The 19964-nt window shown below is 67.7% G+C and carries 18 protein-coding genes; 12 read left to right on the top strand and 6 right to left on the bottom strand.

The annotated features are described in order from the left end of the window. Positions 1 to 1134 (top strand): alpha/beta fold hydrolase (locus V7050_RS07030; RefSeq protein ID WP_324366374.1); only part of this gene is annotated, 1134 nt, incomplete at its 5' end. Between the two features lie 37 nt (positions 1135 to 1171). Here the strand turns inward: V7050_RS07030 and V7050_RS07025 are convergent. From V7050_RS07025 to V7050_RS07015, 3 genes are all read right to left on the bottom strand, one after another. Further along, the gene (locus V7050_RS07025) at positions 1172 to 2767 is read right to left on the bottom strand and encodes a TRAP transporter large permease (protein ID WP_324366376.1); all 1596 of its coding nucleotides are present in this window, start codon (positions 2765 to 2767) and stop codon (positions 1172 to 1174) included. Next, positions 2760 to 3578, bottom strand: a complete 819-nt coding sequence (locus V7050_RS07020) for a TRAP transporter small permease subunit (RefSeq protein WP_324366378.1) — start codon at positions 3576 to 3578, stop codon at positions 2760 to 2762. Before V7050_RS07020 ends, V7050_RS07025 begins: the two co-directional genes overlap by 8 nt. A gap of 100 nt (positions 3579 to 3678) precedes the next feature. Beyond that, entirely contained in the window at positions 3679 to 4692 is a 1014-nt protein-coding gene (locus V7050_RS07015) for a TRAP transporter substrate-binding protein (RefSeq protein WP_324366379.1), read from the bottom strand. Between the two features lie 167 nt (positions 4693 to 4859). Here V7050_RS07015 and V7050_RS07010 point away from each other — a divergent pair, with 167 nt between their 5' ends. Next, positions 4860 to 5534 carry a GntR family transcriptional regulator gene (locus V7050_RS07010; RefSeq protein WP_324366381.1) on the top strand — a complete coding sequence of 225 codons (675 nt, stop codon included), beginning with the start codon at positions 4860 to 4862 and terminating at the stop codon, positions 5532 to 5534. Positions 5535 to 5589: 55 nt separating this feature from the next. After that, positions 5590 to 6552, top strand: coding sequence for a 2-hydroxyacid dehydrogenase (locus V7050_RS07005; protein WP_324366383.1), 963 nt, complete (start codon positions 5590 to 5592; stop codon positions 6550 to 6552). Between the two features lie 40 nt (positions 6553 to 6592). Here the strand turns inward: V7050_RS07005 and V7050_RS07000 are convergent, their stop codons facing one another. The 3 genes from V7050_RS07000 to V7050_RS06990 form a co-directional block, all read right to left on the bottom strand. Further along, positions 6593 to 7612 (bottom strand): L-idonate 5-dehydrogenase, encoded by a 1020-nt coding sequence (locus tag V7050_RS07000; RefSeq protein WP_324366385.1) that lies wholly within the window; start codon positions 7610 to 7612, stop codon positions 6593 to 6595. A gap of 15 nt (positions 7613 to 7627) precedes the next feature. Beyond that, the gene (locus V7050_RS06995) at positions 7628 to 8395 is read right to left on the bottom strand and encodes an SDR family oxidoreductase (RefSeq protein WP_324366387.1); all 768 of its coding nucleotides are present in this window, start codon (positions 8393 to 8395) and stop codon (positions 7628 to 7630) included. A gap of 62 nt (positions 8396 to 8457) precedes the next feature. After that, a complete protein-coding gene (locus V7050_RS06990) occupies positions 8458 to 9000 on the bottom strand; it encodes a hydrolase (RefSeq protein WP_324366389.1) in 543 nt (180 codons plus the stop codon). A 219-nt stretch (positions 9001 to 9219) separates the two neighbouring features. Here V7050_RS06990 and V7050_RS06985 point away from each other — a divergent pair, with 219 nt between their 5' ends. The 9 genes from V7050_RS06985 (at position 9220) to V7050_RS06945 (ending at position 19845) form a co-directional block, all read left to right on the top strand. Further along, positions 9220 to 9936, top strand: a complete 717-nt coding sequence (locus V7050_RS06985; RefSeq protein WP_324366391.1) for a GntR family transcriptional regulator — start codon at positions 9220 to 9222, stop codon at positions 9934 to 9936. 106 nt (positions 9937 to 10042) lie between these two features. Further along, positions 10043 to 11788 (top strand): oxalyl-CoA decarboxylase, encoded by a 1746-nt coding sequence (oxc, locus tag V7050_RS06980; protein WP_324366393.1) that lies wholly within the window; start codon positions 10043 to 10045, stop codon positions 11786 to 11788. A gap of 43 nt (positions 11789 to 11831) precedes the next feature. Continuing rightward, entirely contained in the window at positions 11832 to 13106 is a 1275-nt protein-coding gene (gene frc / locus V7050_RS06975) for a formyl-CoA transferase (RefSeq protein WP_324366396.1), read from the top strand. Between the two features lie 57 nt (positions 13107 to 13163). Further along, positions 13164 to 14081 carry a methionyl-tRNA formyltransferase gene (locus V7050_RS06970; RefSeq protein ID WP_324366398.1) on the top strand — a complete coding sequence of 306 codons (918 nt, stop codon included), beginning with the start codon at positions 13164 to 13166 and terminating at the stop codon, positions 14079 to 14081. 29 nt (positions 14082 to 14110) lie between these two features. Next, on the top strand, positions 14111 to 15778 hold the full coding sequence (locus tag V7050_RS06965; protein WP_324366400.1) for a formate--tetrahydrofolate ligase: 1668 nt from the start codon (positions 14111 to 14113) through the stop codon (positions 15776 to 15778). A 13-nt stretch (positions 15779 to 15791) separates the two neighbouring features. Continuing rightward, positions 15792 to 16649, top strand: coding sequence for a universal stress protein (locus tag V7050_RS06960; protein WP_324366402.1), 858 nt, complete (start codon positions 15792 to 15794; stop codon positions 16647 to 16649). 113 nt (positions 16650 to 16762) lie between these two features. After that, positions 16763 to 17731, top strand: coding sequence for a Bug family tripartite tricarboxylate transporter substrate binding protein (locus V7050_RS06955; RefSeq protein WP_324366404.1), 969 nt, complete (start codon positions 16763 to 16765; stop codon positions 17729 to 17731). Positions 17732 to 17773: 42 nt separating this feature from the next. Beyond that, positions 17774 to 18277 carry a tripartite tricarboxylate transporter TctB family protein gene (locus tag V7050_RS06950; RefSeq protein ID WP_324366406.1) on the top strand — a complete coding sequence of 168 codons (504 nt, stop codon included), beginning with the start codon at positions 17774 to 17776 and terminating at the stop codon, positions 18275 to 18277. Positions 18278 to 18324: 47 nt separating this feature from the next. Continuing rightward, positions 18325 to 19845, top strand: a complete 1521-nt coding sequence (locus V7050_RS06945; protein WP_324366408.1) for a tripartite tricarboxylate transporter permease — start codon at positions 18325 to 18327, stop codon at positions 19843 to 19845. The last annotated feature ends 119 nt before the right edge of the window (positions 19846 to 19964 follow it).

Below are 19964 nucleotides of genomic sequence, written 5' to 3'. Positions count from 1 at the left end.
GGCACGCCTGTCCGGATCGAGCCGAAGGTTCTCGACCTCATCCTGCACCTGATCGGCGCACGGGACCGCGTGGTCTCGAAGGACGAATTGGTCGAGGCGGTCTGGCAGGGCCGCATCATCTCCGACGCGGCCATCTCGAGCGCCGTCAGCGCGGCGCGGCGGGCGCTCGGCGACGACGGCCACGAACAGCGCTACCTTCGGACCGTGCACGGGCGCGGCTTCCGCTTCGTCGGCGCGCTCGTGGAAACCGCCTCGGAGGCCCCGCGGGCGGGCGGCGCACCCGGCGCCGATGCCCCGCTCCGGCAGGAGATCCGCTATTGCCGCAGCCCCGACGGCACCCGTATCGCCTATGCCACGGCAGGCTCCGGCCCCCCGCTCGTGAAGGCGGCGAACTGGCTCCATCACCTGGATTTCGATTGGGAAAGCCCGGTCTGGCGTCACATGTTCGGGGCGCTGGCGCGCCGGCACACCCTGCTGCGCTACGACGGCAGGGGCATGGGGCTCTCCGCATGGGACGTGACCGACTTCAGTATCGAGCGCCAGATCGAGGATCTCGAAACCGTGGTGGATCACGCCGGATTCAAGCGCTTCGCGATGATGGGGCTGTCCCAGGGTTGCGCGAAGGCCATCCATTACGCGGTGCGGCATCCCGAAAGGGTCACCCGGCTCGTGCTGCTCGGCGGCTATGCCCGCGGCTGGAAGCGCCGGGACAATCCGGACGGCTCCGTGCTGCGGCACGCCGCGATCGAGATGATCCGCGTCGGCTGGGGCGGGACCAATCCCGCGGTGCGGCAGCTCTTCACCGCCCTCTACATGCCCGACGCTCCGGCGGAGAGCCAGCACTGGTTCTCCGACCTGCAGCGCAAGACGACCTCCGCCGAGAACGCGGCGGCTATCCTCGAAGCCCATGGCGATGTCGATATCCGGGACCTGCTCGGGAAGGTGACGGTGCCGACGCTGGTCATCCATTCGCGGCACGACGCGGGCGTGCCCTTCGACCAGGGGCAGGAGCTCGCGGCGGGCATCCCCGGGGCGCGCTTCGCGGTCCTCGACACGACCAATCACATCCTTCCCGCAACCGATCCGGCCTGGGACCGGTGCTCGGGCCTGATCGAGGAATTCCTCGCCGAATAGGCCCAAGTCGGCCGGGAGGGCCGACCTGCCGCCCGGGCTACAGGAACACGGTCACGATGGGCGGGTAGATCAGCAGGACCGCCAGCGCCAGAAGCTGGATGCAGATGAAGGGGATGAACCCGGCGAAGATGTCCGTGAGCGAGATGTCGTCGGGCGCCACCGACTTCAGGTAGAAGGCCGCCGGGCCGAAGGGGGGCGAGAGGAAGCTGACCTGCATGTTCATGCAGAAGGTCACGCCGAACCAGATCGCCACCTTGTCGGGCGGGAGATGCCCGAGCCAGCCGATCTGCTCCGGCGGCAGCTTCATCACGATCGGCAGGAACACCGGCATGATCAGGAGCACGATGCCAACCCAGTCCATGAACATCCCCATGACCAGGAAGATCAGCATCATCACGAAGATGATCCCCATCGCCGGAAGCTCCATGCCGATGATGGCATTGGCGACATAGGTCGGCCCGCCCGCGAGCGTATAGGCCGCCGCCAGCGCCGCGGCGCCGATCGTCACCCAGATGATCGTGCCGGTGGATTTCAGGGTCCGGATCAGGCTGTCCCAGATGATCTCGAGCGTCATTTCGCGCCGCAAGAGCGAGATCACGAAGACCGCGACCACGCCCATGCCGGCCGCCTCGGTGATGCCGGTGATGCCGCCGTAGATCGAGCCCAGCACCACGCCGATCACGACCAGCGGCGCGACGAGACCCTTGCCGATGCTCCAGGCTTCCGCGGTCCGGCTGCGCCCGAAGACGAAGAGCATAAGCACCAGCGCAAGCGCCAGGGTCCCGGCGATCCACGGCAGGTCCGAGACCATGCCGAGCGGGATCGGATCGACGTTCTCCAGGACCCGGTTCTGCCCGGTCACCGTCATGAACAGGTTCCGCAGCAGCAGCGCCGCGGCGCCTATGGCGACGATGATCGTCAGGAAGTCGAGGAAGAGCAGGCTCTTCTCGCCCGTGGAGGGGTCCTCCGGCCGCGGTGCCGGCAGGGGCGCCTGGTCCGGGTAGAGGTTGGAGCGGATCACGATGTAAATGACATAGAACGAGGCCAGCATCAGGCCGGGCAGGAAGGCGGCGGTGAAGAGGGCCTGGATAGAGGTCTCGGTGATCAGCCCGTAGAAGATCAGGACGATCGAGGGCGGGATCATGGTGCCGAGGCTGCCCGAGGCGCAGATGGTGCCGACGGCGAACTTCCGGTTGTAGCCGAGCCGCAGCATCTGCGGCAGGGCGATCAGGCCGAGAAGCACCACCTCGCCGCCGATGATCCCCGACATCGCGGCCATGATCACCGCCATGATCGAGGTGACCAGCGCGATGCCGCCGCGCGTGCGGCTGAGCCAGAGGTTGAGCGAGGAATACATGTCCCGCGCGATGCCGGATCGCTCCAGCAATGCGGCCATGAATATGAACATCGGAATCGAGATGAGCACGTAATTGGTCATCTGCCGATAGATCGCCTGGCCGAGCACGTTCAGCGGGCCGCGCCCGAAGTCCCCGAAGAGCAGATCCGGGCCGAACTTCATCACCAGCGTGGCCACGGCGAGAATGGCCGATGCGAAGCCCAGCGGCATGCCGATCGCGAGCAGCACGAACATCGCGATCAGCAGGATCAGGCTGAGGGTTCCGATATCAACCATTGTCGTCGGCCCCCAGCGCCTTCTTGAGATTTGCGATCTCGTGCTCGTCGATCTCGTCCGCGGCGGTGTGCAGTTCGGCCGCCTTGTTCCAGTCGGCGATCAGGTTCGACAGCGCCTGCAGCGCGACCAGCCCGATGATCAGGACGATGCCGGCCTTGATCGTGGAGGGGATGGGCGGATCCCAGGCGGTGCCGAAGGTCTCCATCCTCAGGAGCTTGTCGCGGACCTCGTCGTAGCCGCCCCAGAGCAGCGCGATGAAGAAGGCCCAGATCAGCACGACGGTGAACGTGTCGGCGGCCTTCTGCGCCCAGCGCGGCATCATGTCGTAGATGGTGTAGATGCGGATATGGCTGCGCTGCTGCATCGAGTAGAGCCCGGCGAGCAGGAAGACGAAGCCGGCGAGCCAGAGCGACAGCTCGTTGGCCCAGAGCGTGGGCTTGGCGAAGAGATAGCGCGCGACGACCTCGTAGAACATGACGCCGACGATGACGACGATCGCGATCATCGCGAGCCGGCTGAGGATCAGCGACAGGATGTCGATGGGACCCGTGGGCACGACCTCGATCGCGCCTTTGGTGTCGGAGAGATAGACGCTGGCGACGAGGCTCACGGCGAGCAGCAGCCAGAGCATCAGCTTGACCAGGACGTTGTCGCCGGGCCTGAGGATCGCGGACATGTCGATGCCGCTGCCCAGGAACAGGCTCCCGATCGCGAGCCACAGCCACACCAGGACGAGGGCGGCGACCAGCACGATCATCAAGACACGCATGGGACGCCGCAGCGCTCCCAGCCAGAGGCTCTGAGTCTCCATCAGCCCACTCCCCTCGGTGCGTCCGAATTTCGAAGGACAAGAAAGGGGCGGGCCGCGACGGCCCGCCCGCTGCCTCAAGCCGTGATCGGCGGCACCGCGATCACTCGGGGATGATTCCGATCGATTTCAGATAGGCGGTGTGGCTTTCCACCAGTTCCATCGCCTCCGGCGTGGTGGCGAATTCGGGCCAGGTCTCGATCGCCGCGGCGCGGAAGGCCGCACGGTCCTCCGGCGACCAGTCCCAGAGGTTCACGCCGGCTTCCTTCAGCGCGGTCGCCGCCTCGGCGTTCGCCTTGGCCGAGGTCAGCGCCTGCTCCAGGCCCAGCTTCTCCATCGCGACCTTGATGATGCGCTGGTGGTTCTCGGGCATCGCGTCCCAGACCGCCTTGTTGCAGGCGAGATGGTCCGAGGGCATCGAGTGGAAGCCGGGGTAGGTGGCGTTCCGGGCGATGTCGTAGAGGCCCATGCCCTGGTTGTTGGCGAGGATCGAGGCATCGGCGCCGTCGATGATGCCGGATTCGAGCGCCGTGAAGACCTCGGTGAAATCCATCACGATCGGCTTGGCGCCGAGCTTCTCGAAGATCTTGGTCTCCATGCCCGGAGGCGAGCGGAACTTCCATTCCTGGATGTCGGCAACGCCCCCGATCGGCTTGGTCGAGGCCAGCGCTTCCTGTCCGACGACCCACCAGCCGATCAGCTCCATGCCGTACTTGTTGTAGAGCTTCTGCGCGACCTCCATGCCGCCGCCGGCATAGAGCCAGCCGAGCTGCTGGAACGGGGTGTCGTAGCCGCCCATGATGTCGCCGACGAACTGGAAGGCCGGATCCTTGCCGGTCTGATAGGCGCCGCCGGTCATGTCGCAGTCGAGGATTCCGTTGGCCGCCGCGTCGAAGGTCTCGACCGAGGCGACCACGGAGGAGGAGTAGAACATCTCGATGGTGATCTCGCCGTTCGACATGGTCTGGACGTCGTCGACGAACTGCGCCGCGTTCTTGCCCGAGATCGTCTCCGGCCCGTAATGCGTCTGGATCCGCAGGTGTGTTTCCTGGGCCAGCGACGGCATGGCGGTGAGCGCCAGAACCGCCGATGAGGCGAGCAAGGCGTTGAACTTCATCGTTATTTTCCTCCCTTTACGGCCCTTCGGCCATTGGCCGTCGCGTGCCGAGGCCGCGGCGGACAGGTCACTTCCGGCGCGACGCTACCGAATCCCGGGTCGACAATCAATCAATTTTGGTATACCAAATGGTGGGGCGCCGATCGCGCGCCCGAGGAGCCGCCCCGATGGTGGATGCGAACCTGGCAACGGAGATCGCCGCTCGGCTTCGACGCGACATCCTGCGCGGGGAGCTGCTCCCCGGCGCGAAGGTCAAGGAACGCGACAATGCCGAAGGGCTGGGGGTCAGCCGGACACCCATGCGCGAGGCGATCCGCATCCTGGCCACCGAAGGGCTGATCGTCCTCGCGCCGTCGCGGAGTCCCCGGGTCGCGGATCCCACGTTCCAGGAACTCTCCGACCAGCTCCTGGTCCTGCGGACCCTCGAGGTGCTCTCGGCGGAGCTCGCATGCAGCCGCGCGACGGAAGACGATCTCGCCCGGATCCGCGACCTCAGCGACCAGATGACGGATCTCTACGAGACGGGCGATTCGCTCGATCTCTTCGAGGTGGACATGGCCTTCCACACCGCCATCGCCGATGCGTCGCACAACGACTCCCTCGCCGAGACGCATCACGCCTTCCTCTCCCGGCTCTGGCGCGCCCGCTACCTCGCCGCCCGGCAATGGCGCAACCGCTCCCGCGCCCGCGCCGATCACGACGCGATCGTCGCAGCGCTCATGGTCCGCGACGTCGCCGCCGTGCGCGCCGCCCTCGAGACCCATCTCGGACGCTTGGCCGACGACATCCGCCCGATCATCGAGGACGAGCGGGGCGCCGCCGCCAAGGGGATGAGAAACTGAAGGCCATCACGCTCCGGAGCCTCGGAACCGGCGGCGTCCCAGCGACGGAGTGACCATGCGGATCGTGTTCCACGGGAGCAATGCGGCGAGCTTCGCGCCGGGCTTCGCCGATCTGCTGGATGTGCCGCACGAGATCGCCCTGCTCTCGGACGGCCTCGACGCCCCCGGCGAGACCGAGGCCTATGCCGCGGCCGAGGTCGTGATCGGCATCCGGCTCAGCGAGGCGCAGCCCCGGCTCTCGGCGCGGCTCTTCCAGGTCGCCGGCGCCGGCACCGATGCCGTGGACACCGCGCTGCTCCCCGCCGGCTGCGCGCTCTGCAACGTCTACGGGCACGAGCCCGCTATCGCCGAATACGTCATCGCGGCGCTGCTGGCGCGACACGTGCCGCTCGCCGCGGCGGACCGGCAGCTCCGCCGCGGCGACTGGCACCACTGGGCCGGCAACCCGGCCGGGCTTCGCGGCGAGATCGGGGGCGAGACCCTCGGGATCCTCGGCTTCGGCCATATCGGCCGGGCGGTCGCCGCCCGCGCCGCGGCCTTCGGGATGCGCGTCGAGGTGGCCAACCGCTCGCCGGTCGCGGCCGCAAGCCCGGCCCGGGCCTGGCCGCTGGACCGCCTGGCCGAGATGGCCGCCGGCCTCGATGTGCTGCTGAACACGCTGCCCCTGACCGGAGGGACCCGCGGCCTGATCGGTGCCGAGGTCCTCGCCGCACTGCCCTCCCGGGCCATCGTCATGAACGTCGGGCGCGGGCCGGTGATCGACGAGCGGGCGCTCTACGACGCGCTCCGCGACGGGCGCATCGCCGGCGCGGTCATCGACACCTGGTACGTCTATCCCGACGGCGCGACCCCCGCGCCCCTGCCGTCCGCCCTGCCGTTCCACGAATTGCCGAACCTGGTGATGACCCCGCACATGTCGGGCTGGACGCAAGGCACCATCGATCGCCGCCGCGCCGCCATGGCCGAGAACGTGAACCGCCTCGCCCGCGGCGCGCCCCTGCTCGATCGCCTGCGCTGAGCCGCGGGCGCCCCGCTGCCCGCGGGACGCCCCGGCGGCCTCAGGCGCCCAGCGCGATCTGGACCTTCATCGCCGCCGCGCGGTCGGAGGCCAGCACGAAGGCCTCCTCTGCCCGCCGCATCGGCAGGGTATGGGTGATCAGCGGCGAGGGATCGACGCGCCCGCGCGAGATCAGGTCGGCTGCCATGGCGAATTCCCCGTCGAAGCGGAAGCTGCCGACGATCTCGGTCTCGCTCGGCACCAGGCCGGCGATGGGCAGCGTCACCTCGCCGCCGAGCCCGACCAGCACCAGCCGCCCGCCGGCGCGCAGGACCTTCAGCGCGGCGAGGAGCGCCTGGCCGTTGCCGGAGCATTCGAAGGCGGCGTCGAAGACGCGCCCGTCGAGCCCGTCCGGCGATGCGGCGACATCGACCGTCGCCGTGGCCCCGAGCGCGCGCGCGACCGCCAGCGGCGGCTCGGCGATGTCGGTCACCACGATCTCCGCGGCGCCCGCCAGCCGCGCCGCGAGCACGGTCAGGCATCCGATCGGGCCGCTGCCGGAGACGAGCACCCGGGCGCCGAGCAGCGATCCCGCCCGCGCCGCCGCATGCAGGCAGACCGCAAAAGGCTCGCAGAGCGCGGCGAGGTCGGGGCTCGCCTCGACCGGCACCGCCTGGGCGGCCGGCACGACGACGCTTTCGCGGAACAGGCCCTGGACATGGGGAAACCGCATGGCGCTGCCGTTGAAGCGCATGTCGGTGCAGAGGTTGGCCCGCCCCCGCCGGCAATTGGCGCAGGCGCCGCAGGGCCGCGAGGGATTGACCGCCACCGTCTGGCCGAGCGCGAGCCCGCTGACGCCCTCGCCGAGCGCTGCGATCGTCCCGGCGACCTCGTGGCCGAGCACCATCGGCTCCCGCAGGCGCACGGTGCCGAAGCCGCCGTGGTTGAAATAATGCAGGTCGGAGCCGCAGATCCCGCCGATGCGAAGCGCGACGGCGACCTCGCCCGGACCCGGCGCTTCCGGCGTTGCGCCCTCGTCCAGCCGCAGGTCGCGCGGCCCGTGGGCGACGATCGAATACATGTCCTTGCCTCCCCTTCAGAGCACCGAGCTCATGCCGCCATCGACATAGATGATCTGCCCGTTGACGTAATCCGATGCGGCGGAGGCGAGAAAGACCGCCGCCCCGACCAGTTCCTCCGGCCGCCCCCAGCGCCGCGCCGGCGTGCGCCCCTTGACCCAGGCGTCGAAGGCCGGGTCGTTCACCAGCGCCTCGTTCATGTCGGTCAGCATGTAGCCCGGCCCGATCGCATTGGCCTGGATGTTCATCGGCCCCCATTCGGCGGCCATGCCCTTGGTCAGCATCTTGATGCCGCCCTTCGCCACCGTATAGGGCGTGACCGTGGCGCGGGCGAGGTCGCTGGTCAGCGAGCCGATGTTGATGATCTTGCCCGCGCCGCGCGCGATCATCCGCTTCGCCGCTTCCCGCCCGACCACGAAGGCGCTGGTCAGGTTGGTGTCGATCACCCGGCGCCAGTCCTCGGTCCCGAGTTCGACCAAGGGCTTGCGGAACTGGATGCCGGCGTTGTTGACGAGAATGTCGATGGCGCGGCCCTCGGCGTCGAAGCGCTCGAAGGCGGCGCGGACGGCGGCCTCGTCGCAGACGTCGAAGGCCGCCACCTCGGCATCGTGGCCCGCGGCGCGAAACGCTTCGCCGGCCTCGGCGAGACGGGCGGCATTCACCCCGTTCAGCACGACCCGCGCGCCGGCCTCGGCCAGCCCCTCGGCCATGGCCCGCCCGAGCCCGCGGGAGGAGCCGGTGACGAGCGCCCTGCGCCCTTGGAGATCGAATAACCTGCTGCCCATTCCCGAATCTCCCTCCTCTCTGCCCTGTCCCATCTGCGCCGCGCCCGCCCGCGGTCCGGCGATTACCGGATGGCGGGCAGAAGCCGCTTGAAGGCCGGCGTTCCCGCCTTTCCCAGCCATTCGAACACGACCATCTCCGTCGTCACAACATGGGCGCCCGAGGCGGTCATGCGGGCGAGACAGGCCCGTTCGCTCTCCAATGTGCGGGAGGCGGTCGCATCCGACACCACGAAGACGTCGTAGCCTTCCTCGAGCAGGCTGGCGGCGGTCTGCACCACGCAGATATGCGCCTCCATGCCGCCCAGCACCGCCTGCTTGCGCCCGAGCGCCCGGAAGGCTTCGGCAAAGCCCTCCTCCTCCATGCAGGAGAAATGCATCTTGGGGATGATCGCCGCGCCGGCTGCGGCTGCGGCGATCTCGGGCACGGTGGATCCCAGGCCCTCGGGATATTGCTCGGTCAGGATGACCGGGACCGAGCATTCCCTGGCGGCCGCGAGCAGGGTCTGCGTATTGCGCAGGGTCCGCGCCGGCGCCTGCACGGCGGGAACCAGCCGCTCCTGGACGTCGATGACGACGAGGACCGAATCCTTGGCTCTGATCAGCAAGGGGCGCCTCTCCTTTCCCGCAGCGGTGCCGCACGGTTATCGGCACGGACGAATGCGGTATCGGTGCACCCGGACGGCCACTCAGGTCAACCGGCCGGAACGCGCATCGCCGAAGAATCCGGTTGACCGGGGCCGTTTCGGGTTTATGGTATGCCAGATTACGGCACACCAGATGCCGACCCGTCCGCCATCCTGCGGGCGGTGGGGAGGGGAAGCCCGATGTCCTTGACGGATGCGCTCAGTCCGATCTCGGAGAATTTCTCTCTGAAGGACCACATCTATGGGGTCCTGCGCGAAGCCATCCTGAAGATGAACATCTATCAGCCGGGCGTCGACCTCCGGCTGGACGAGAGGAAGCTCGCCGAGCAGCTCGCGGTCTCCCGCACGCCGATTCGCGAGGCGCTGGCCCGGCTGGCGCAGGAGGGCCTCGTCGTGATTCTCCCGCGCAAGGGCGTCTTCGTCCAGCGCAAGTCCCGCGACGAGATTCTCGAGATGGTGGTGACCTGGGCGGCGCTGGAGAGCATGGCGGCGCGGATGGCGACCCAGGCGGCGAGCGACGCGGATTTCCGGCAGCTCCGAAGGTTCGCGGTCAAGCACAGCGCCGATGCCGAACGGGCGGAGCTCGAGGAATATTCCGACGCCAACATCCGGTTTCACCAGCGGATTCTCGAACTCTCGGGCTGCAAGCTGCTCAAGACCACGGCCGATACGCTCTTTGCGCATATGCATGCGGTCCGGCGGCGGGCGATGGGCGAGGGCAATCGCGCCAGCCGCTCGGTGGTCGATCACATGGAAATCATCGAAGCCCTGGAGCGACGCGACGCCGACCGCGCGTCGCGTCTGGTCCGCGAGCACACTATGCGGCTACACGATCATGTCCGGCGCACCTGGACCCGCTTCGAGGGCATCAACCAGTCGACGGCGGACTCCCTCTGAATGGCGGCCTCGGTGCACGGAACACGAGAGCAAAGGGCCACGGCGGCCGGAGCGGATCGTCCGGCGCACGCCGGCAATCGCCCGGGCCGCAGCAAGGAGAACTGACATGGCGCCGTTCGGCACCGCACCCTCGACCGAAGAAACCGCACCGGAGGCCGGCCAGCTGACCGACGGATTCCACCTGGTGATCGATGCGCTGAAGCTCAACGGCATCACCACGATCTACGGCGTGCCGGGGATCCCGATCACCGACCTGGGCCGCATGGCGCAGGCGGAGGGGATGCGGGTCATCTCTTTCCGGCACGAGCAGAACGCCGGGAATGCCGCCGCCATCGCGGGCTACCTCACCAGGCGGCCCGGGGTCTGCCTCACGGTCTCCGCGCCGGGTTTCCTGAACGGGCTGACCGCGCTCGCCCATGCGACGACGAACTGCTGGCCGATGATCCTGATCAGCGGCTCGTCCGAGCGTGAGGTCGTCGATCTCCAGCAGGGCGACTACGAGGAGCTGGACCAGCTCGCCGTCGCCAGGCCGCTCTGCAAGGCCGCGTACCGGGTGCTGCACGCCGAGGACATCGGAATCGCCGTGGCGCGGGCGATCCGCGCCGCGCTCTCCGGCCGTCCGGGCGGCGTCTATCTGGACCTCCCCGCCAAGCTGCTCGGCCAGGCGATCGATGCCGCCGAGGGCGCCGCCTCGCTCGTCGAGGTGGTCGATCCGGCGCCGGCGCAATTCCCCGCACCCGCGGCGGTCCAGCGGGCGCTCGACATCCTCGGCAAGGCCAGGAAGCCCCTGATCATCCTCGGCAAGGGCGCGGCCTATGCCCAGGCCGACGATCTGGTGCGCGGCTTCGTCGAGAAGACCGGTATCCCCTATATCGCGATGAGCATGGCCAAGGGCCTCCTGCCGGACACGCATCCGCAATACGCCGGCGCGGCGCGGTCGCTGGCCCTGAAGGAAGCGGACACCGTGATGCTGATCGGCGCCAGGCTGAACTGGCTGCTGTCGCACGGCAAGGGCAAGCAATGGGGCGCGCCCGGCTCGAAGACCTTCGTCCAGATCGACATCGACCCGAAGGAGATGGATAGCAACCTGCCCGTCGCCGGCCCGCTGGTCGGGGACATCGCCTCCTGCCTCTCGGCGCTGCTCGACGCGATGGGCGATGGCTGGGCCAGGCCGCCGGCGGAATGGACCGAGGCGATCCGCGCGAAATGCGAGGCCAATGTCGCCAGGATGGCGCCGCGGCTCCAGAACAACAACGTGCCGATGGACTTCCACGGGGCGCTGGGCGCGCTGCGCACGATCATCAAGGAACGGCCCGAGGCGATTCTCGTCAACGAAGGCGCCAACACGCTCGATTTCGCCCGCTCGATCATCGACATGTACCGGCCCCGGAAGCGCCTCGACGTCGGCACCTGGGGGGTGATGGGCGTCGGCATGGGCACCGCCATCGCCGCCGCGATCGAGACCGGCCAGCCGGTGCTGGCGGTCGAAGGCGACAGCGCCTTCGGCTTCTCGGGCATGGAGGTCGAGACGATCTGCCGCTACCGCCTGCCGGTCTGCGTCGTGGTGTTCAACAACGGCGGCATCTACCGCGGCACCGACGTCAATCCCTCGGGCGGCCCCGATGCGGCGACCACGGTCTTCGTCCCGGGCGCGCGCTACGACCGGATGATGGAGGCCTTCGGCGGCGTCGGCGTCAACGCCACCTCGCCCGACGAGCTTCGCCGCGCCGTGAACGAGGCGATGGATTCCGGCCGGCCGACCCTGATCAACGCCGTGATCGATCCCGCCGCCGGCACCGAGAGCGGCCGCATCGGCAATCTCAACCCGCAGAGCGTCGTTTCCAGGAAATGATTGGCACCTGCTTCATTCCATCAAGCATCGAAGGGAGCACGACATGAAAGCTCTGGACGGCATCAAGGTTCTCGATTTCACCCATGTGCAGTCGGGCCCGACCTGCACGCAGCTGCTGGCCTGGCTCGGCGCCGACGTGTTCAAGGTCGAGCGGCCGGGCGTCGGCGACGCGACCCGAAAGCAGCTCGTCGACAAGCCCGGGGCCGACAGCCTCTATTTCACCATGCTCAACCACAACAAGCGCTCGATCGAGATCAACTCCAAGAACGAGACCGGCAAAGAGGTGCTCACCCGGCTGATCGAGACCTGCGACGTGCTGGTGGAGAATTTCGCGCCCGGCGCGCTCGACCGCATGGGCTTCTCCTGGGAGACGATCCAGAAGATCAATCCGCGCATCATCGTCGCCTCGGTCAAGGGCTTCGGCCCGGGCAAGTACCAGGATTGCAAGGTCTATGAGAACGTGGCGCAATGCGCCGGCGGCTCGGCCTCGACCACCGGATTTCTCGACGGCCCGCCGCTCGTCACCGGGGCGCAGATCGGCGATTCCGGCACCGGGCTGCATCTGGCGCTCGGCATCGTCGCAGCGCTCTACCAGCGCGAGCGCTCCGGGCGCGGCCAGAAGGTGCTGGCCCCCATGCAGGACGGGGTGATCAACCTCTGCCGGGTCAAGCTGCGCGACCAGCAGCGCCTGGAGGCCGGACCGCTCACCGAATATTCGCAGTTCGGCGAGGGCATCCCCTTCGGCGAGGCGACCCCGCGCGCCGGCAACGATTCCGGCGGCGGCCAGCCGGGGCGGATCCTGCGCTGCAAGGGCTGGGAGACCGACCCGAACGCCTATACCTATTTCATCACCCAGGCCGCGGTCTGGGAGAAGGTCTGCGACGTGATCGGCAAGCCCGAGTGGAAGACCGACCCCGATTTCGCCACCCTCAAGGCGCGCCTGCCGCGGCTGAACCAGATCTTCGGCGCGATCGAGGACTGGACGATGACCAAGACCAAGTTCGAGGTCATGGACATCTGCAATCCCCTCGACATCCCCGTCGGCCCGATCCTGAGCATGAAGGAGATCGCCGAGGACGAGGGGCTTCGCGCCACCGGCACCATCGTCGAGGTCGAGCATCCCGAGCGCGGCCCGTATCTCAGCGTCGGCTGCCCGATCAAGATGTCCGACAGCCCCGTGGACGTGACGCGCTCGCCGCTGCTGGGCGAACACACGGCGCAGATCCTCGCGGAGGTGCTCGGCTATTCGCCCGAGGAGGTGGACCGGGTGTACCGCTCCGGGGCGGTGGGCGAGCCGAAGACGGTCGGGGCGGATTAGGGGCGGGGGAGCGGCGGCCCGGCGCGAGACCGGGCGATCGCAAGAAGGGGAAAGCGGATGCGTTTGATCGTGATGGGGCAGCAGGCGTTCGGCAAGGATGTGCTGGCGAGGCTCCTGGAAGCCGGCACCGACGAGGTGGTCGCCGTCTATTGCGAGCCCGACCGGGAAGGCCGGCCGGCCGATCCGATCAAGGATTTCGCGCTCGGGAAGGGGCTGCCGGTGCTGCAGCCGACCCATTTCAAGGAGCAGGCGACGATCGACGAGCTCGCGGCCTTCGAGGCCGACCTGATGATCATGGCCTTCGTCAATGTCTTCGTGCCGGAGGCGGCGCGCGACGCGCCCAGCCAGGGCTCGATCTGCTTCCATCCCTCGCTCCTGCCGCTGCATCGCGGCCCGTCGGCGGTGAACTGGCCGATAATCATGGGCAGCACGAAATCGGGCTATTGCTGGTTCTATCCTTCCGACGGGCTCGACGAGGGCGACGTCCTGCTCGACTGGGAATGCGAGATCGCGCCCGACGACACGGTGATCGACCTCTATTTCAAGAAGATCTACCCCTCGGCGGTCGATTCTGTGCTGAGGGTGGTCGACCTCTACCGCTCCGGCAGCCCCCCGCACCGGGAACAGGACGAGGCCCGCGCCACCTACGAGCGCCGCTGCACCCGCCGGCACACCCGGATCGACTGGAACAAGCCCGTCAAGCAGGTCTACGACCTGATCCGCGGCGCCAATCCGGCGCCCGGCGCCTGGACCACGCTCGGCGATGCGGAGATCGACGTCTTCGACTGCGCCCGCGTGCCGGGGGACGGCATCTCGGCACGGGTGATGGGGATCTCGGAGGACGGCGTCGCCGTGCAATGTGTCGGCGGCCGCATCCTGATGAAGCGAGTCCGCCCCCCGGGCGGGGCGAAGATGAGCGCAACCGAATGGGCGGCCTTGGTGCAGCTCGAACCGAACCAGAGCCTCGGCAACTGACTACAGATTTACCACAAGGAAGCATAAGAATGTCCGACATCGAGATCGCCCGCAAGGCCAGGAAGAAGCCGATCCAGGAGATCGGTGCCAGGCTCGACATCCCGAACGAGCATCTCCTGCCCTTCGGCCACGACAAGGCCAAGGTCTCGGAAGAATTCATCAAGTCGCTGGCGGATCGGCCGGACGGGCATCTGGTGCTGGTGACGGCGATCAACCCGACCCCGGCCGGCGAGGGCAAGACCACGACCACGGTCGGCCTCGGCGACGGGCTGAATGCCATCGGCAAGAAGGCCGCGATCTGCATCCGCGAGGCCTCGCTCGGGCCGAACTTCGGCATGAAGGGCGGCGCGGCGGGCGGCGGCATGTCCCAGGTGGTGCCCATGGAGGACATGAACCTCCATTTCACCGGCGACTTCCACGCGATCACCTCGGCCCACAACCTGCTCGCCGCGATGCTCGACAACCACATCTACTGGGGCAACGAGCTCGACATTGACATCCGCCGCATCCCCTACCGCCGCGTGATGGACATGAACGATCGCGCCCTGCGCCAGATCGTCTGCAACCTCGGGGGCGTGGCCAACGGCTTCCCGCGCGAGACCGGCTTCGACATCACCGTGGCCTCCGAGGTCATGGCGATCCTCTGCCTCGCGCGGGATCTCAAGGATCTGGAGAAGCGCCTCGGCGACATCATCGTCGCCTATCGCCGCGACCGCACGCCGGTCTACGCCCGCGACCTCAAGGCCGACGGCGCCATGACGGTGCTGCTCGCCCAGGCGATGCAGCCGAACCTGGTGCAGACGCTCGAGAACAATCCGGCCTTCGTGCACGGCGGCCCCTTCGCCAACATCGCCCATGGCTGCAACTCGGTGGTCGCCACCACCACGGCGCTGAAGCTCGCCGACTACGTCGTGACCGAGGCCGGCTTCGGCGCCGATCTCGGCGCGGAGAAGTTCTTCGACATCAAGTGCCGCAAGGCGGGGCTGAAGCCCGAGGCGGTGGTGATCGTCGCCACGGTGCGGGCGATGAAGATGAACGGCGGCGTCAAGAAGGAGGATCTCGGCACCGAGAACGTCGAGGCGGTGAAGAAGGGCTGCGCCAACCTCGGCCAGCACATCGAGAACGTGAAGGGCTTCGGCGTGCCCGCGGTGGTGGGGATCAACCACTTCGTCACCGACACCGAGGCCGAGATCCAGGCGATCAAGGATTACGTGGCGAGCCAGGGCTCGGAGGCGGTCCTCTGCAGGCACTGGGCCAAGGGGTCGGCCGGCATCGAGGATCTGGCGCGCAAGGTCGTCTCGCTCGTCGAGGGCCGGTCGGCGCAGTTCGCGCCGCTCTATCCCGACGACATGAGCCTCTTCGAGAAGATCGAGACCATCGCCAAGCGGATCTACCGCGCCGACGAGGTGCTGGCCGACAAGAAGATCCGCGACCAGCTCAAGCAATGGGAAGCGGACGGCTACGGCCACCTGCCGGTCTGCATGGCCAAGACGCAGTATTCCTTCACCACCGACCCCAATCGCCGCGGCGCGCCGCGCGGCCATTCGCTGCCGGTGCGCGAGGTCCGGCTGTCGGCGGGGGCGGGCTTCGTGGTGGTGATCTGCGGCGAGATCATGACCATGCCCGGCCTGCCGCGCAAACCCTCGGCGGAGACCATCCGCATCAACGAGGACGGCCTCATCGACGGCCTGTTCTAGGAGGAAACCGCCTGTGATCCGCACGATCCTGGTTCCGGTTCGAGGCGACGGCAAGGGCGACAACGTCCTTGCCCACGCAGCGGTGCTGGCGCACCGCTACGATGCCCATGTCACGGTGGCGCATTGCCGGCCGCGCCCCGAGGATCTGATGCCCTATGGCGTCCATATCCCGGAATTCCTGCGCAATCAGATCGTGCGGCAATCCTACCAGGTCGCCGACCAGGAAGAGGAGGGGATGCGCGAGGAGGTGCTGGTGCTCGCGGAGAAGCTCAGGCTCGACCATTCCGGCGACAACATCGGCCGGACGGCGACGGTGGCGTTTCTCGCCGAAGCCGGCCGCCAGGTGGACGTCATCAAGCGCCGCGGCCGGCTGGCGGATCTGATCGCGGTGGCCAAGCCCGACCGGGACCGCAACCTCGGCCACAATACGCTCAAGGCAGCACTCTTCCACTCGGGGCGGCCGGTCTTGATGTGCCCGCATGCGGAGACGCCGCCCGCGACGCTCGGGGCGCATGTCTCGCTCGCCTGGAACGGCAGCGCGGAGGCGGCGCGGGCGCTGTCGCAATGCATCAGCGTGCTGCGGACCGCCGACGCGGTCTCGATCCTGTCCAGCGGATCGGATTCCGGTCCGGGAACCTCGGCCGAGGATCTGGTCGATTTCCTGCGCCTGCACGGCATCGCCGCCACGATCGTGAAATTCGACCCGCGCGGCAAGACCGGCCGCGAACTGCTGAAGGCCAGCGCCGCGGCCGGCGCGGACATGCTGGTGATGGGCGCCTATGGCGACAGCCACGAGCGCGAGACCGTCTTCGGGGGCAATACCCAGACGGTGGTCGATACCGCCACCACGCCCGTCATCTTCAACCACTGAAAGGGCGCGGAACGAGGGAACGGAAGACGGAAGGTTTCAGGCCGCGGAACGAACGGCCGAAGGCAAGGCGAGAGACAACTCGCGAGCACAAGAGAGCCAAACGGGAGGACCAAATGGCAAAGCACTTCAACATCCTGGCCGGCATGGCCGGCGCCGTCGCGCTGGGCGTGATGGCGGTGACGCCGGCATCGGCCTGGGAGCCGACCAAGCCGGTCGACTTCGTGATCATGGCCGGCGCCGGCGGCGGCGCGGATCAGATCGCCCGATTCCTGCAATCGGTCACCGAGAAGAATGATCTCACCAGCCGGCCGCTGGTGCCCAACAACAAGGGCGGCGGATCGGGCGCCGAGGCGCTGATCGCGCTCAACACCACGAACGATCCCGACCACACGATCCTGGTCACGCTGAACTCGTTCTTCACCACGCCGCTGCGCCAGCCCGATCTCGGCGTCGACATCACGACCTTCACGCCGGTGGCGATGATGGGCGTCGATCCCTTCGTGCTCTGGGTCCACAAGGACAGCGGCATCACCACCTTCGAGCAATGGCTGGAGACCGTGAAGGCGGCCAATGGCGAATACGTCATGGGCGGCACCGGCACCGGCCAGGAGGATTCGCTCGTCATCACCTTCCTCAGGGACGCCTACGGGCTCGACATCAAATACATCCCCTATGACGGCGGCGGGGCGGTCGCGAAGGATCTGGCCGGCCAGCAGATCATGGCCAGCGTCAACAACCCCGCCGAGGCCAAGGGCTTCTACGAGGCCGGCGACGTGGTGCCGCTGGTCGCCTTCTCCGACGAGCGGCTTCCGGCCTTCCCGGACGTGCCGACCGTCAAGGAGAAGGGCCAGGACTTCAGCTACTACAACCAGCGCGCCGTGGTCGGCGCTCCGGGCCAGTCCGCGGAGGCGGCCGAATACTACCAGACCCTCTTCAAGACGATCTACGATTCCGAGGAATGGCAGGGCTACATGGCTTCCGAGAGCCTGTCGCCGCTCTGGATGGCGCCCGACGAGCAGGCGGAATACTGGAAGCTCCAGGTCGAGCGACACAAGGAACTGCTCGCCAACATGGAAGAGTAGATCTCCGGAACCGATTTTCAGAAGTACTTCTGGGAGGCCAGAATGAGACTTGGCGAAATCGTCACGGCCGCTGTCCTGGCCGCCCTGTCCATCTACATGATGTGGAAGAGTACCGATCTGAACATCGGCTATGTCGCAGGCAAAGGTCCGGGAGGCGGAGCCTGGCCGTTCTGGCTCTCGGCCATCATGCTCGTCTGCACGATCGTGATCGCCTTCAACTGGGCAAGGCGGACCTCTCCGCCTTCCCGCTCCACCGAGCCGGTGCTCGACGCCGACGGCCGCAGGATGCTGCTGCAGGTCGGCGGCGGCATCTTCGTCTTCGTGGCGCTGATCGACGTCATCTCGATCTACGGCGCCATGGCGCTGTTCCTGTTCTACTACCTCTGGTTCCTCGGACGCCACGCGCTCTGGCTGGCACTGACCATCTCGATCGCGACGCCGATCGTGTTCTTCTTCTTCTTCGAGGCGCTGATGCGGATCACCCTGCCCAAGGGGATGAGCTTCACCGACCCGGTCTTCAACGTGCTCTACGACATCATCTACTGACCCCGAGCAGCGGTCGGTCCGCGGACCCGAGAGTGGAGTCCTGAACCATGGAAATTCTGGAACTTCTCAGCCACGGCCTGTTTCTCGCGATCCAGCCGATGAACATCGCGCTGATCGTGGTCGGCGTGACGCTGGGCCTCTTCATCGGCGCGATGCCCGGGCTCGGTTCGGTGAACGGCGTGGCGATCCTTTTGCCGATCACCTTCCTGGTGCCGCCGGCCTCGGCGATCATCTTCCTCGCGGCGATCTATTACGGGGCGATGTACGGCGGCGCGATCAGCTCGATCACCCTCGGCATCCCGGGCGCCTCTACGGCGGTCGCCACGACCTTCGACGGGCGGCCGCTGGCGCTCAAGGGCCGCGCCAGCCTCGCGCTGGTGACCGCCGCGATCGCCTCCTTCGTCGGCGGGACGGTCTCCATCATCCTCTTCACCGCCTTCGCGCCGCCGCTCGCGCATGTCGCGCTCAGCTTCGGGCCGCCGGAGATCTTCGCGCTGATGCTGCTCGCCTTCGCCACCTTCGTCGGCCTCGGCGGCGACGACATCCCCAAGACCGTGCTGTCGATCTGCCTCGGCCTGGTCTTCGCCTCGGTCGGCTTCGACCAGATCTCCGGCGCGCCGCGGCTGGTCTTCTTCGGCATCTCCGGCTTCCTGCACGGGATCAACTTCCTGGTGCTCGCCATCGGCGTCTACGGCATCGGCGAGATGCTCTGGACGCTCGACACCACGCGCGGAAAGATCACCAGCACCGAGGCGCGGATGACCTTCGCCGGCATCGTCGCGGACACGCGGGAATGCTTCGCCAAGGCCTGGAAGGGCATGTCGATCGGCTCGGGCCTCGGCTTCTTCGTCGGCATCCTTCCCGCCGCCGGCGCGACGCCCGGGTCGCTGATGGCCTATGGCGTGGCCAAGATGACCGGCCGCGACCCGGATTCCTACGGAAGGGGCAACCCCGACGGCGTCGCGGCGCCGGAAGCGGCCAACAATTCCGCCTCCACCGGCTCGATGCTGCCCATGCTGACCCTGGGCATTCCCGGCTCGCCCACCACGGCGATCCTGCTCGGCGGCATGGTGATCTGGGGCCTGACCCCCGGCCCGCGGCTCTTCACCGACCAGCCCGAATTCGTCTGGGGGCTGATCGGCTCGTTCTACGTGTCGAACTTCTTCGCGCTCGTCATCAACCTCAGCTTCATCCCGCTCTTCATCTGGATGCTGCGCATGCCCTTCACCATCCTCGCACCGATGATCTTCGTGCTCTCGGTGGTCGGCGGCTATGCGGCCACCAACGACATGCACGACGTCTGGCTGATGCTGATCTTCGGGCTGAGCGCGTTCTTCCTGCGCAAGTTCGACTACCCGCTGGCCCCGGCCGTGCTCGCCATCGTGCTCGGCCCGATCGCCGAGCCCACGCTGCGCCAGTCGCTGCTCCTGTCCTCCGGCGATCCGTCGATCTTCTTCACGCGGCCGATCGCGGGCACGATCACGGTGATCGCGATCATCCTGATCCTCCTGCCGCTCTTCGGCGTCATCCGGCGGAAGATGAAGGGGTCGAGCGAGGCGAGTGCCTGACGGATCGCCCGGAGGCATGTGTCCCAAGCGTGTCGCCGAAATCCATCGGGGGATCGAAGGGTCGTGACGTGACCCCTTTCGTTCATCCAGGGGTCACTGGAATCCGGGGTTGAGAATTG

It is taken from the genome of Amaricoccus sp. (assembly GCF_036846665.1).
Taxonomy (GTDB): Bacteria; Pseudomonadota; Alphaproteobacteria; order Rhodobacterales; family Rhodobacteraceae; genus Amaricoccus.
The sequence above is the reverse complement of the archived record's forward strand: the minus strand, read 5'-3'. Positions and strand labels throughout refer to the sequence as shown.